This window comes from Methylobacterium sp. 4-46, from assembly GCF_000019365.1.
Taxonomy (GTDB): Bacteria; Pseudomonadota; Alphaproteobacteria; order Rhizobiales; family Beijerinckiaceae; genus Methylobacterium.
The window spans coordinates 998409-1011123 of sequence record NC_010511.1 but is presented as its reverse complement, the minus strand read 5'-3'; the positions used below and the strand labels follow the sequence as shown (position 1 = coordinate 1011123).

The 12715-nt window shown below is 71.9% G+C and carries 13 protein-coding genes; 11 read left to right on the top strand and 2 right to left on the bottom strand.

What is annotated here, in order from left to right; translation table 11 throughout:
- The first annotated feature begins 32 nt into the window (after nt 1-32).
- From M446_RS04320 to M446_RS37960, 4 genes are all read left to right on the top strand, one after another.
- Nucleotides 33-794 carry an SDR family NAD(P)-dependent oxidoreductase gene (locus M446_RS04320; RefSeq protein ID WP_012330866.1) on the top strand — a complete coding sequence of 254 codons (762 nt, stop codon included), beginning with the start codon at nt 33-35 and terminating at the stop codon, nt 792-794.
- A 17-nt stretch (nt 795-811) separates the two neighbouring features.
- The gene (locus M446_RS04315; protein ID WP_012330865.1) at nt 812-1327 is read left to right on the top strand and encodes a metallophosphoesterase; all 516 of its coding nucleotides are present in this window, start codon (nt 812-814) and stop codon (nt 1325-1327) included.
- Nucleotides 1328-1482: 155 nt separating this feature from the next.
- A complete protein-coding gene (locus M446_RS04310) occupies nt 1483-1803 on the top strand; it encodes a hypothetical protein (RefSeq protein WP_012330864.1) in 321 nt (106 codons plus the stop codon).
- 92 nt (nt 1804-1895) lie between these two features.
- Nucleotides 1896-2042, top strand: a complete 147-nt coding sequence (locus tag M446_RS37960) for a hypothetical protein (protein WP_012330863.1) — start codon at nt 1896-1898, stop codon at nt 2040-2042.
- 198 nt (nt 2043-2240) lie between these two features.
- Here the strand turns inward: M446_RS37960 and M446_RS04305 are convergent, their stop codons facing one another.
- On the bottom strand, nt 2241-2495 hold the full coding sequence (locus M446_RS04305) for a hypothetical protein (protein ID WP_012330862.1): 255 nt from the start codon (nt 2493-2495) through the stop codon (nt 2241-2243).
- Between the two features lie 157 nt (nt 2496-2652).
- On the opposite strand from M446_RS04305, the gene flaF reads away from it, so the two are divergent.
- Nucleotides 2653-3018, top strand: a complete 366-nt coding sequence (flaF, locus tag M446_RS04300; RefSeq protein ID WP_012330861.1) for a flagellar biosynthesis regulator FlaF — start codon at nt 2653-2655, stop codon at nt 3016-3018.
- A gap of 113 nt (nt 3019-3131) precedes the next feature.
- On the opposite strand, the gene M446_RS04295 is transcribed toward flaF, so the two are convergent.
- On the bottom strand, nt 3132-4547 hold the full coding sequence (locus M446_RS04295) for an amidohydrolase (RefSeq protein WP_012330860.1): 1416 nt from the start codon (nt 4545-4547) through the stop codon (nt 3132-3134).
- Between the two features lie 214 nt (nt 4548-4761).
- Between M446_RS04295 and M446_RS04290 the strand changes: the two genes are divergently transcribed.
- The 6 genes from M446_RS04290 (at nt 4762) to M446_RS04270 (ending at nt 12510) form a co-directional block, all read left to right on the top strand.
- Nucleotides 4762-6552 carry a peptide ABC transporter substrate-binding protein gene (locus M446_RS04290; protein WP_012330859.1) on the top strand — a complete coding sequence of 597 codons (1791 nt, stop codon included), beginning with the start codon at nt 4762-4764 and terminating at the stop codon, nt 6550-6552.
- A gap of 30 nt (nt 6553-6582) precedes the next feature.
- A complete protein-coding gene (locus M446_RS04285; protein ID WP_012330858.1) occupies nt 6583-7542 on the top strand; it encodes an ABC transporter permease in 960 nt (319 codons plus the stop codon).
- The gene (locus M446_RS04280) at nt 7508-8431 is read left to right on the top strand and encodes an ABC transporter permease (RefSeq protein WP_012330857.1); all 924 of its coding nucleotides are present in this window, start codon (nt 7508-7510) and stop codon (nt 8429-8431) included. The genes M446_RS04285 and M446_RS04280 overlap by 35 nt, the downstream gene beginning before the upstream one ends.
- A 1-nt stretch (nt 8432) precedes the next feature.
- Nucleotides 8433-8588: a hypothetical protein gene (locus tag M446_RS37955; RefSeq protein ID WP_157182253.1), complete on the top strand. Its 156-nt coding sequence runs from the start codon at nt 8433-8435 to the stop codon at nt 8586-8588.
- Nucleotides 8585-10426, top strand: coding sequence for an ABC transporter ATP-binding protein (locus M446_RS04275; RefSeq protein ID WP_012330855.1), 1842 nt, complete (start codon nt 8585-8587; stop codon nt 10424-10426). The genes M446_RS37955 and M446_RS04275 overlap by 4 nt, the downstream gene beginning before the upstream one ends.
- 308 nt (nt 10427-10734) lie before the next feature.
- A complete protein-coding gene (locus M446_RS04270; RefSeq protein WP_043700816.1) occupies nt 10735-12510 on the top strand; it encodes a patatin-like phospholipase family protein in 1776 nt (591 codons plus the stop codon).
- The last annotated feature ends 205 nt before the right edge of the window (nt 12511-12715 follow it).

Below are 12715 nucleotides of genomic sequence, written 5' to 3'. Positions count from 1 at the left end.
TAAGCCGGAATGCGCAACGACGGGAGGCGCGCATGAAGGTTCAGGGCATCGCGGCCGTGGTCACGGGGGGCGGGTCGGGCCTCGGCGCGGCGACGGGCCGCGCCCTCGCGGCGGCGGGCGCCCGGGTCGCGCTCCTCGACCTCAACGAGGAGGCCGCGCGGGCGGTCGCGGAGGAGACCGGCGGGCTCGCCCTCGCCTGCGACGTCTCGGATGCGGGGAGCGCCGAGGAGGCGGTGTCCCGCGCCGCCGCGGCGCACGGCCCGGCCCGCATCCTGGTCAATTGCGCGGGCGTCGCCACCGCCGGGCGGATCGTCGGGCGCGCCGGCCCCCTCGACCTGCGCGCCTTCGCCCGCGTCGTCGAGATCAACCTGATCGGCACGTTCAACCTGATGCGGCTCGTGGCGGCCGGCGCCCTGCCCCTCGACCCGCTGGAGGGGGGCGAGCGCGCCGTCATCGTCTCGACCGCCTCGGTGGCGGCCTTCGAGGGCCAGGTCGGGCAGGCGGCCTACGCCTCCTCGAAGGCGGGCGTCGTCGGGCTGACCCTCCCGGCCGCCCGCGAATTCGCCCCCGCCGGTATCCGGGTCTGCGCCATCGCGCCGGGCCTGTTCGAGACGCCGATGATGAAGGGCCTGCCGCAGGAGGTGCAGGATTCCCTCGGCGCCGCGGTGCCCTTCCCGCCGCGGCTCGGCCGGCCGGAGGAATATGCCCGCCTCGTGCTCGCGATCATCGACAACCCGATGCTCAACGGCGAGGTCATCCGCCTCGACGGGGCGCTGCGCATGCAGGCGCGCTGAGCCCGTCCCCGGATCGCATGACCGTCTACTTCACGAGCGACACGCATTTCGGCGACCCGCGGGTGCTGCGCATCGACCGGCGCCCCTTCGCCGGCATCCCCGAGCACGACGCGGCCCTGGTCGCGAACTGGAACGCGACGGTCGGGCCGGGCGACACGGTCTGGCACCTCGGCGACTTCGCCCTCGGGCCCCCGCCGGAGCGGGTCGCCGCTCTCCTGGCGGGACTCCACGGCGAGAAGCACCTGATCGTCGGCAACAACGACGGCCCGGCGACGCTCGGCGCGCCGGGCTGGGCCTCGGTCGCCCACTACGCCGAGATCGACGAGGGCGGCCACCGCCTGGTTCTGTGCCACTACGCCTTCCGCACCTGGAACCGCATGGGGCGCGGGGTGATCGACCTGCACGGCCATTCCCACGGCCGGCTGAAGCCGATGACCCGGCAATTCGACGTCGGGGTCGACGCCTTCCCGTACCGGCCCGTGACGCTCGCCACCATCCTGGCCTCGCGCCGCCGCGCCGCCGCGCCGGCCTGACCCGCATCGGGGCCGGGACAATTCGGGGTCGGGAAAATCCGGAACCCTGGCCGGGCGTCGCCGTTTCTGGGATGCCTCTCCGCGCCATGCGACAAGCCTCCTGATCTGAGGCTTATCGCCGCAGGGGGTGCCGACCATCCCGACCGAGTTCAGCGATGACCCGACCGCTTCGCCCTGCCCTGTTCCCGCTCACGGCCGCGCTTCTCGTCGCGGCCGGCTCCGCCCTCGCGCAGCCGGCCACCTGCGCGCCGGCCCACCGCAAGCTCCAGGAGGCCGATGCCCTGCGCTTCCAGGCCCGCCAGGAGGCCCGGATCGGCGACCGCGACCGGGTCTGCGACGCGCTGGGCGACGTCGAGGACCGCTACGAGGACGCGCAGGACCGCTTCGAGGCGTGCGGTGCGGGCCTCGCGTCGATCGACCTGCGCGGGGCGCTGCGCAGCGTGCGCCTGGAGAAGCGGGCCTTCCGCTGCGACTGAGCGCTCCCCCGGGTGCGTCCCCGCACGGACGGCCACGTCCGCGCGAGGGCATCCCCTCTCTCAACGAAGTCCGCTTGCCACTGGAGACCGTCATGCTCACCGAGTCCGCCCGCACCGAGTCCGCCCCCCGCGTCGATGCCGCCATCCCGGGCGCGCATTCCTTCGCGGCCGCGCTCTGCGGCTTCCTCGGCTCGACGGCGGCCACCACGGTCGTGATGGTCCTGCTCAGCACGCTCTGATGCGAAATCCGACGGATTGCGTCGCGAGGCGGATGTCGGCTTCGCTCAAGCGCCGCGCGGGCTTGCCATGCGCTGTCCGGACGTGATCGTCCGGACAGCGCATGAGACCGGATTCCCCGATGCGGACGCCCCGGACCGGCGATGGCGGCGCGAGCGGACCCGAAGGCCGCCGGACACGAGGGCCGGGACGCGCCGCGCTCAGGGCGGCGCCACCGACCAGAAGCGGCGGCGGGCGAACAGCATGTCGGGCTGCCCCACCGGGGCGACGCCCGCGAGGCTCGGCGGCGCGGCGGGGGGTGGGCAGACGGGCTCCGGCCGGCGCAGCGCGACCGCCGGCAGCTGGGGCCGCACCAGCCCCATCCGGACCTGGACGTCCGGGTTCCGGACGGCCGCGATCGTCGCCACGGTGGCCATGAGGGCGCCCGCGACGGCGCCGAGGACGAAATTCAGCATAGCGGGCGACGGATGAGCCGACATCGTAGCGGTTTCAGGGCAGGGCGCCGAATCGCCCCGCGCCCCCTCCTCGCCGCGACACTCACAACCCAAGCTTAACGCTCTGGTGCGAGCCTCCGCCGACCGCCCTTGTGCAGGGTCGGAGGAGTTGCATCCGATGAGTTACGGAGCGAACGCTTACGCCAAGGTTGCGCAGGCGGCCCTGACGCCGCGGGAGGCCGAGGCGGCCGTGCTCATCAAGGCGGCGGCACGGCTCCAGGCGATCCAGGACAACTGGACCGACCAGCAGGCGGGATTGAACGAGGCGCTCACCTTCAACCAGAAGGTCTGGACGCTCCTCTCCACGGCCGCGACCGAGCCCGACGCGCCGCTCCCCGCCGACCTGAAGCAGTCCATGGCGCAGCTCGGCGCCTTCGTGTTCACGCGCACCTTCGACGCGATGATCGAGCCCCACGCCGAGAAGCTGACCGCGCTGATCCGGATCAACCGCGAACTCGCGAGCGGCCTGCGCGGCAACCCCTAGGCGCCGGCCGCGACCCGCGGCCCCAGCCAGGATAGCGTCGGGCGCGTCCGCCCGGATTCTCGTTCCCGCATCATTCCTGCCGCCGGAGCGGCGACCGCTTCGGCGAGCGACGCTCAGCCCCGCGACATGTCGAGGGGCGGGGCGACCTCGGGCGGCAGCGGCGAGACGTAGCCGTCCCGCGTGCGCGCCCGCAGTTCCGCCCAGGCGGCCTCCCGCAGGGCCGGGTCGGCGATCAGGGCCGCGCCGGCCGCCGCCATGGCCTTGGCCACCTGCACCATGGCCTTGTGGGCTGCCGGGCTCTTGCCCTGCGCGACCACCTGCCAGGTGTGGAAGGGCGTGCCGATCGCGACCGTCGGGGCGTGGGCCTGCACGGTGGGCACCACCCAGCTCACGTCGCCCACGTCCGTCGAGCCGATCGCCGGGTTGCGCTTGGCGTCGAGGGGCACGAGGAAGTCGGCGAGCGGCGCCTCGGTGGGCGGCATCCCGATCGCCCGCCAGACCGCGGCAATGTCGCCGGGCGCGAGCGTCGCCCGGATCGCGCGGGCGAAGGCCCGGTCCTCCTCGTCGAAGGGCGGGGGGCCCAGCTCCTCCATCACCGCGTGCAGGGTCTCCTCCAGCGGCGCGTTGCCGACGAGGTCCGAGACCGCGCTGACGATGCGCATCTCGACGGCGGTCTCGGTCATCAGGGCCGCGCCCTCGGCGATCCTGCGCACCCGCGCCACCAGCTCGCGCATGCCGGCGAGGTCCCGGGCCCGGATCGAGTAGCGCACCCGCGCGTGGGCCTGGACCACGTTGGGGGCGATGCCGCCCGCATCGAGGAGCGCGTAGTGGACCCGCGCGTCGCTCGGCATGTGCTCGCGCATGTAGTTGACGCCGACATTCATCAGCTCGACCGCGTCGAGGGCGCTGCGGCCGAGATGCGGCGCGGCCGCCGCGTGGCTCGCCCGGCCGGTGAAGACGAAGTCGGCCCGGGTGTTGGCCAGCGCCAGCGGGGGCGCCACCTCCCAGAAGCTCGCCGGGTGCCAGGTGATCGCCGCATCCGCGTCCGCGAAGGCGCCGGCCCGCACCATGAAGGCCTTGGCGGCCCCGCCCTCCTCGGCCGGGCAGCCGTAGTAGCGCACGCGGCCCGGCCGGCCGGTCTCGGCGAGCCAGTCCTTGAGGGCGGTCGCGGCCAGCAGCGCCGCCGAGCCGAGCAGGTTGTGCCCGCAGCCGTGGCCCGGCCCGCCCGGCACCAGCGGCCGCGGCTCCGCCACCCCCGCCTCCTGGCTCAGGGCCGGCAGCGCGTCGTACTCGCCCAGGAAGGCGATCACCGGCCCGCCCGCGCCGGCCTCGCCGACGAGCGCGGTCGGAATCTCGGCCACGCCCTGCACGACCCGGAAGCCCTGGTGGCGCAGCTCCGCGGCGTGGGCCTCGGCCGAGCGCGCCTCCGTGTAGCAGACCTCCGGCGTGGCCCAGACCGCGTCGCTCAGGGCGATCAACCGGTCCTTGTGGAGGTCGACCTGCCGCCACACGGCGTTGCGGTTGTCCATGGATGCCTCCCGGTCGCTGCGCGCATCCGCCCGGTATGCCGGCCCGGGAGCGGCCGGCGAACCGCTCCCGCTGCACGGCTCCCCGGCGCCCGGCGGATACCCAACCGGGCAAAGTGGCGCGAGACTTGTAAAGCGGTGGCCCGCGGCCGCGGGCCGCTTGCGGATGCGGGCGTCTGGTGCATGCTGCCGGCACTGCACGGAAGGGGCGAGGCTGATGAACGAACGTGACCTGCGGACGCTGATCGGCGCGGTGAAGGACGGACGGCTCTCCCGGCGGCACTTCGTGCAGCGGATGATCGCGCTCGGCCTCACCGCCCCCATGGCCGGCATGATGCTGGCGCAGGAGGGCGTCGCCCAGACCGCCGAGGGGACATCCGCCTACAAGCCCGCCAAGGCCGGGGGCGGGGGGGCGCTCAAGCTGCTGTTCTGGCAGGCCGCGACCCTGATCAACCCGCATTTCGCGGTCGGCACCAAGGACCAGGAGGGCTCGCGCATCTTCTACGAGCCCCTCGCCGCCTGGGACGCCGAGGGCAACCTGTTCCCGGTGCTCGCCGCCGCGATCCCGAGCCGCCAGAACGGCGGCGTCGCCGAGGATGGCCGCTCGGTGACCTGGAAGCTCAAGCCCGGCGTGACGTGGCACGACGGCAAGCCCTTCTCGGCCGACGACGTCGTCTTCACCTGGCAATACGCCGCCAACCCCGCCACCGCGGCGGTGACCTCCGGCAGCTACAAGGACATCAAGGTCGAGAAGGTCGACGACCTCACCGTCAAGGTTCTGTTCGACAAGCCGACGCCGTTCTGGGCCGACGCCTTCGTGTCCTCGGCCGGGATGATCATCCCCAAGCACCATTTCGAGGCCTATATCGGCGACAAGTCGCGCGACGCGCCCGCCAACCTCGCGCCGGTCGGCACCGGCCCCTACAAGTTCGCGGAGTTCCGCCCCGGCGACATCGTGCGCGGCGTGCGCAACCCCGACTACCATATGCCGAACCGGCCCTCCTTCGACACGATCGAGATGAAGGGCGGCGGCGACGCGGTCTCGGCGGCCCGCGCCGTGCTGCAGACCGGCGAGTACGACTACGCCTGGAACATGCAGGTCGAGGACGAGATCCTCAAGCGCCTCGAGGCCGAGGGCAGGGGCCGCGTCGAGATCGTCTACGGCGGCAACCTCGAATTCATCCTGCTCAACGCCACCGATCCCTGGACCGAGGTCGACGGCGAGCGCGCCTCGCTCAAGACCAAGCACCCGGCCTTCTCGGACCCGGCGGTGCGCAAGGCCATGAACCTGATCGTCAACCGGGCGGCCGTGCAGCAATTCATCTACGGTCGCACCGGCCGGGCGACCGCCAACGTGCTCAACGGCCCCGAGCGCTTCCGCTCGAAGAACACCAGCTTCGCCTTCGACACCGACAAGGCCGCGCAGATCCTGGAGGAGGCCGGCTGGAAGAAGGGCGGCGACGGCATCCGCGCCAAGGACGGAAAGAAACTCAAATTCGTCTACCAGACCTCCATCAACGCCCCCCGCCAGAAGACCCAGGCCATCGTCAAGCAGGCTGCCCAAAAGGCCGGCATCGACATGGAACTGAAATCGATTCCCGGCTCCGTGTTCTTCTCCTCGGACGTCGCCAACCCGGACACCTACCCGCACTTCTACGCCGACATGGAGATGTACACCTGGAACATGGCGCAGGCCGATCCGGGCGTGTTCATGCTGCAATACGTGTCCTGGGAGGCGGCCACCAAGGAGAACAAGTGGCAGGGCCGCAACATCTGCCGGATGCGCAACGACGAGGCCGATGCCTGCTACCGCGCGGCGCAGGGCGAACTCGACGCGGTCAAGCGCGCGGCCCTCTTCATCAAGATGAACGACATCGTGGCCTCCGAATACGTCATGCCGCTCCTCCACCGGGCCCAGGTCTCGGCGGTCGGGGCCAAGCTCCAGGCGCCGTCGAGCGGCTGGGACAATTCGCTCGCCTTCCTGTTCGACTGGTACAAGGAGGCGTGAGCCGGTTCTCCCCGAGCTGACGCGCCGCGCATGGGCGCCTACCTCCTCCGCCGCCTGCTGATCGCGATCCCGAGCCTGGTCGGGATCAGCCTGATCCTGTTCACCGTGCTGGCGCTCGCGCCCGGCGATCCTTTCGGGGAGCTCGCCACCAACCCCAACGTGCCGCCCGAGGTGCGGGCGGCGCTCCGGGCCAAATTCGGCCTCGATGACCCGATCCTGGTGCGCTACCTGCACTGGTTCCTCGCCATGCTGCAGGGCGATTGGGGCTTCTCCTTCGCGAGCCGGGTCAACGTCGACGACCTGATCCTGCAGCGCCTGCCGACCACCTTGTTCGTGGTCGGCTCCTCGCAGGTGCTGGCGCTGCTGATCGCGCTCCCGGTCGGGATCCTGGCGGCCCTGCGGCCCTACTCGCTCCTCGACCAGGTGGCGAACACGCTCGCCTTCGTGGGCTTCTCGCTGCCGACCTTCTTCACCGGCCTGCTGTTCATCCTGCTGTTCAGCCTCAAGCTCGACTGGCTGCCCTTCGTCTACAACGCCGACATCGCGGCGACGGGCTGGCAATGGTACTGGGAGCATCTCCGGCAGGCGATCATGCCGATCGCGGTGCTGGGGCTGTTCCAGGCCGCCTCCTACACCCGCTACGTCCGGGCCTCGGTCCTCGACGTGGCGCGGCTCGACTACGTCACGACGGCCCGCGCCAAGGGCCTGAGCGAGCCGGTGGTGACGCTGCGCCACATCGCCCGCAACGCGCTCATCCCGGTGGTGACGCTCGTGGCGCTCCAGATCCCGGCGGTGTTCGGCGGCGCCATCGTCACCGAGCAGATCTTCCGGGTGCCGGGGATCGGCTCGCTCCTCATCAACGCGATGCTCGCCAACGACACGCCGGTCGTGATGGCCGTGACCTTCGTGTTCGCCTGCCTCGTCGTCCTGTTCAACCTCGTCGCGGACCTCCTGTATGGCTGGCTCGACCCTCGCATCTCCTTCGGCTGAGGCGGCGCCCGCGCCCGCCGCCTCCGGCCGGGACACGTGGCGGCGCTTCCGCCGCCACCGGCTGGCGGTGGCGTCGAGCGTGATCCTGGCGGTGCTGGTGCTGGGGGTCGTGTTCGGCGGGCTGCTCTGGCCGGTCGCCATCGACGACATCGACTTCTCGGCCATGCTGCAGGGCCCCTCCGCCCAGCACCCCTTCGGCACGGACGATCTCGGCCAGGACCTGCTCGCCCGCATGATCTACGGCGGGCGGATCTCGCTCGCGGTCGGCTTCGCGGCGATGCTGGTGGCGACCCTCGTCGGCGTGGTGGTGGGATCGATCGCCGGCATGTCCCGCCGCCTGCTCGATCCCGTCCTGATGTGGGTGACCGACCTGTTCCTGTCCCTGCCGCAGCTGCCGCTGCTGCTGCTCGTGATCTATCTGTTCCGCGACCAGCTCAAGCAGGTCTTCGGGATCGAGGGCGGCATCTTCGTGATGGTGGTCGCGGTGATCGGGGGCTTGCGCTGGATGCCGGTGGCGCGGCTGGTGCGGGCGCAGTTCCTGTCCCTGCGCGAGAAGGAATTCGTGGAGGCGGCGCGCGCGCAGGGGGCGGGGCCGCTGCACCAGGTGACGCGCCACATCCTGCCGAACGCGCTCGGACCCGTGATCGTGGCGGCCACGATCGAGGTCTCGGCGGCGATCATCGCCGAATCGACCCTCTCCTTCCTGGGCCTCGGCTTCCCGCCCGACATCCCGACCTGGGGCCGCCTCCTGTTCGACGCCAAGGACCACCTCGACGTCGCCCCGCACTGGGCGCTGTTCCCGGGCGCGGCGATCTTCCTGACCGTCCTGTCGATCAACTTCATCGGCGACGGCCTCAGGGACGCGCTCGACCCGCGGCGGGTGCTGTGACGTGACCTCCGCCCGGACGATGGAGGCCGACGAGCAGGGCCGCCGCCGTCCCGACGCCGCCATGCAGGCTTTGCGCATCATCGAGCGGGAGCCCGAGGCCGCGCGCCGGGCCCTCGCCCCTGACGACGCACCCCCTCCCCACCCGGAGCCCCCATGACGCCGATCCTCTCCGTCCGGAACCTCGCCACCGCCTTCCGGGTGGACGGGCGCTGGCGCCCGGTGGTGCACGGGGTCTCCTTCGAGATCGGCCCGCGGGAGACCGTTGCGCTGGTCGGCGAGTCGGGCTCCGGCAAGAGCGTGACCGCGCTCTCGACCATGCGCCTCACCCCCCGCGACGCGAGCCGCATCACCGGCGAGGTGGTCCTCCAGGGCCGCGACCTCCTCACCCTGCCGGAATCCGAGATGCGCAAGGTCCGCGGCGGCGACGTGGCGATGATCTTCCAGGAGCCGATGACGAGCCTGAACCCGGTGCTCACGGTCGGCTTCCAGATCGCCGAGGCGCTGATGGCCCATCGCGGCCTCTCCCGGGCCGAGGCCGAGGCCGAGACCGTGCGGCTCTTCGACAAGGTCCGCATCCCGGCGGCGGCCTCGCGGGTGCACGACCACCCCCACCGCTTCTCGGGCGGCATGCGCCAGCGGGTGATGATCGCCATGGCGCTCGCCTGCCGGCCGAAGCTCCTGATCGCGGACGAGCCGACCACCGCCCTCGACGTCACCATCCAGGCCCAGATCCTCGACCTCATCAAGGCCCTGCAGGACGAGGAGGGGATGTCGGTCCTGTTCATCACCCACGACATGGGCGTGGTGGCGGAGATCGCCGACCGCACCGTGGTGATGCTCGACGGCCGGGCGGTGGAGAGCGGGCCGACGGAGGACATCTTCCACCGCCCGACCCACCCCTACAGCCGGGCGCTCCTCGCCGCGGTGCCGGCCCTCGGCGCCATGCGGGGCCGGGCGCGGCCGGCCCGCTTCCCCGTCGTGGACCGCACCACCGGCGAGACCGTGCCGGCGCCCGAGGAGGCCGCCGCGGCGGGGCCCGCCGCGGCGGAGCGGCCGGTGCTGGAGGTGAAGGGGCTCACCACCCGCTTCGACATCCGCGGCGGCCTGCTCGGGCGCGTGCGGGGCCGCGTGCACGCGGTCGAGACCGTGTCCTTCGACCTGCGGGCCGGGGAGACGCTGGCGCTCGTCGGCGAATCGGGCTGCGGCAAATCCACCACCGGCCGCTCGGTCCTGCGTCTGATCGAGCCGCTCGCCGGCTCCGTGCTCCTCGACGGCGAGGACATCCTGGCGCTCTCGCCCGAGGCCCTGCGGCAGCGGCGGCGGCGCATGCAGATGATCTTCCAGGACCCCTTCGCCAGCCTCGATCCGCGCATGAGCGTCGGGGCGGCGATCGCCGAGCCGCTCCTGATCAACCGCCTCGCCTCGCGGCGCGAGGCCGAGGCCCGCGCGGCGGACCTGCTCGGGCGCGTCGGGCTCAAGCCCGAGATGGCGGGCCGCTTCCCGCACGAATTCTCCGGCGGCCAGCGCCAGCGCATCTGCATCGCCCGGGCGCTCGCCCTGGAGCCGCGCCTGATCGTGGCGGACGAATCCGTCTCGGCCCTCGACGTCTCGGTGAAGGCGCAGGTGGTGAACCTGCTCCTCGACCTGCAGGAATCCCTGCGCCTCGCCTACCTGTTCATCTCCCACGACATGGCGGTGGTGGAGCGCGTCAGCCACCGCGTGGCCGTGATGTATCTGGGCGAGATCGTGGAGATCGGTCCGCGCGCGGCGATCTTCGATGCGCCGCAGCACCCCTACACCAAGCGCCTCCTCGCCGCCGTGCCGGTGCCGGATCCCTCCCGCCGGCGCGCCCGCCACGGCCTCTCCGCCGACGAGATCCGCAGCCCGATCCGCGCCGTGGACTTCGTCCCCCCGGAGCGGGCCTACCGGGAGGTCTCCCCCGGCCACGTGGTCCAGGTCTGGGGGCCGGAATGGGAGGAGGCGGCGGCGGCCTGAGCGCGGGACGCCCGACCAGGCTGTCGCGGTCTCCCGTGCCCCCCGGGGGCCGAGGCGTTCCCGTCACACAACTTCCGTTTGAGATGATCGCCGATGATTGCGCTATAGAGTTGATTATCCCTGTCTCGGCACATCCCTGGTCCTTTCTGACATTCTGTCATCCGCCATCTCAGACCAGGTATTCATCTTCAAATGAACGATAAAATATCCGGTACAGGAAAGATAAGACGCCTACACCAGATAGAGATTGCCATGTGACGAGAACATGCTGCATCCTCTCGATCTGTCCGTGATCGGGGAGGATCGCGATGGGCATGGATTTCGAGATCGGCTTCGTCATGGCGGGTGCGATCTCGGCGGGAGCCTATTCGGCCGGCGTGATGGATTTCATCACCGAGGCGATCGATGCCTACGAGGCGGTCCGCGAGATGGAAGGCTGGAGCGGACCGACGCACCGGGTGCGCGTCCCGGTGATCGCGGGCGCCTCGGCGGGCGGCATGACGGCCGCGATCACCAGCCTGTGCTGGTTCACGGACCTCTCCCATGTCGGTCCCGGGGAACCGCCGGGACCGGAGGCGAACCGCCTCTACGCGAGCTGGGTGCGGGAGATCGACGTCGCGCCGCTGCTCGACCCGGGCGGGCTCAACCGCGGCGTGCTCTCGGTGCTCAACTGCGCCATCCTCGAACGGATCGTCGACGACACCCTTACGGCCCAGCGCCGCACCCGCCGCCGGACCTGGCTCGGTCGCGGCGACTCGCAGGATGTCGCGCTGATCATGACGGCCTCGAACCTGCGGGGCGTGCCCTACGCCTTCCAGCTGTTCGGCCAGGACAAGAGCGAGTTCTACGGCATGCTGAACCATGGCGACGCCATGCGGTTCATGGTCGGCAGCAGACCCCGGCCGGTGCCGGGCTTCGTCGGGCTCGACACCGACGACCTGCCCCTGCGGATCCCGCCCGACGCGTCGGACCGCTGGTTCGCGCTGAAGCAGGCCGCCCTGGCGACCGGCGCCTTCCCGATCGGCCTGCAGGCCCGGCAGCTGCAGCGCGATTTCTCCGACTACACCGCGGTGCCGAGCGTCACCTACCAGGACGGGACCGGCCAGACCTGCACGGTCCCGCCGCACGTCGCCACGCCTCCGGTTCCCTTCGGCTTCGTCGCCGTGGACGGCGGCGTGATCGACAACGAGCCCTTCGAGATCGCGCGGCGCTACCTCGCCGGGGGCCTCGCGTCGAACCGGCGCGATGCCAGCAGGGCGACCCGGGCGATGATCCTGGTCGATCCCTTTCCGAACCACGCCGCCCTGCCGGACGGGCCCGCGCCGGGGGATCTGCGCCTCCTCAGCGTCATACCGGCCTTCCTCCGCACCCTGATCGATCAAGCCCGCTTCAAGCCGGAGGAGCTCGCGCTCGCCCAGAACGATCGCGTGTTCTCGCGCTTCGCCGTGGTCCCGAGCCGCCCGGTCGCGGGGGATCCGACCCCGAAACATCCGATCGCCTGCGGCATCCTGGGCGGGTTCGGCGGCTTCCTGCACGAATCCTTCCGACGGCACGATTACCTGCTCGGACGGCGCAACGCCCAGGCCTTTCTGCGCTGGAGCTTCATGCTCGCCGAGAGCAACCCGCTGTTCGAGGAGTTCAGGGCGCGGCGCGGCGCGGCGGCGCAGGCTTGGTACGTCAAGGAGCCGCCGGACAGCCGGGGCAGCATCGCGCCCGGTGCCGACGCGCAGGCCCGCAACGCCGTCGTCGCCTCGACGGTGGACGGGCTGGGGACGGAGCCGGCCTTCCCGATCATCCCCCTGACCCCGCGGATGCTCACGCCCATCGAGATCCCGGCGCCCGATCTCCCGGATCCGGATGCGGTGGATCTCGATCGGATCGGCGACCGGCTCCAGGCGCGGCTCTCGGCCGTGGCCGGTGCCCTGCTGCGCCACGACCTGCCGGAGGTCATCGATCTCGGCTATGCCGGATGGCTGTCGAGCTATCCGGCCCAGCACTACCTGGCCACGGTCGGGACCAAGCTCGGCATGAAGTCGATCCGGGAGGGGCTGAGCGAGCTTCGCGAGGCGTTCCCTCGCGCCTGAGGGCGGGCGGCGGCAGGGTCGCGGCCGGCGAGGCGGCCGAGGAGGATTTGCCCGAGGTTTCCGGCCGGATCGGCAGGAGCGCCCGCGCCGCGCGGCAGGCCGCGCCGCGCCGCGCGGCAGGCCGCGCCCGAGGATCGCCCGGTCAACCGAGCCTGATGGGAGCCGTTCCCGTCCGCGGCGCGAGCGCGCACGATGGGACCGGGCG

What these genes read in the sequence shown, in the direction of transcription:
- M446_RS04320 (WP_012330866.1), top strand. Translation starts at nt 33, where the DNA reads ATGAAGGTTCAGGGCATCGCGGCCGTGGTCACGGGGGGCGGGTCGGGC.
- M446_RS04315 (WP_012330865.1), top strand. Translation starts at nt 812, where the DNA reads ATGACCGTCTACTTCACGAGCGACACGCATTTCGGCGACCCGCGGGTG.
- M446_RS04310 (WP_012330864.1), top strand. Translation starts at nt 1,483, where the DNA reads ATGACCCGACCGCTTCGCCCTGCCCTGTTCCCGCTCACGGCCGCGCTT.
- M446_RS37960 (WP_012330863.1), top strand. Translation starts at nt 1,896, where the DNA reads ATGCTCACCGAGTCCGCCCGCACCGAGTCCGCCCCCCGCGTCGATGCC.
- M446_RS04305 (WP_012330862.1), bottom strand. Translation starts at nt 2,495, where the DNA reads ATGCTGAATTTCGTCCTCGGCGCCGTCGCGGGCGCCCTCATGGCCACC.
- flaF (WP_012330861.1), top strand. Translation starts at nt 2,653, where the DNA reads ATGAGTTACGGAGCGAACGCTTACGCCAAGGTTGCGCAGGCGGCCCTG.
- M446_RS04295 (WP_012330860.1), bottom strand. Translation starts at nt 4,547, where the DNA reads ATGGACAACCGCAACGCCGTGTGGCGGCAGGTCGACCTCCACAAGGAC.
- M446_RS04290 (WP_012330859.1), top strand. Translation starts at nt 4,762, where the DNA reads ATGAACGAACGTGACCTGCGGACGCTGATCGGCGCGGTGAAGGACGGA.
- M446_RS04285 (WP_012330858.1), top strand. Translation starts at nt 6,583, where the DNA reads ATGGGCGCCTACCTCCTCCGCCGCCTGCTGATCGCGATCCCGAGCCTG.
- M446_RS04280 (WP_012330857.1), top strand. Translation starts at nt 7,508, where the DNA reads ATGGCTGGCTCGACCCTCGCATCTCCTTCGGCTGAGGCGGCGCCCGCG.
- M446_RS04275 (WP_012330855.1), top strand. Translation starts at nt 8,585, where the DNA reads ATGACGCCGATCCTCTCCGTCCGGAACCTCGCCACCGCCTTCCGGGTG.
- M446_RS04270 (WP_043700816.1), top strand. Translation starts at nt 10,735, where the DNA reads ATGGGCATGGATTTCGAGATCGGCTTCGTCATGGCGGGTGCGATCTCG.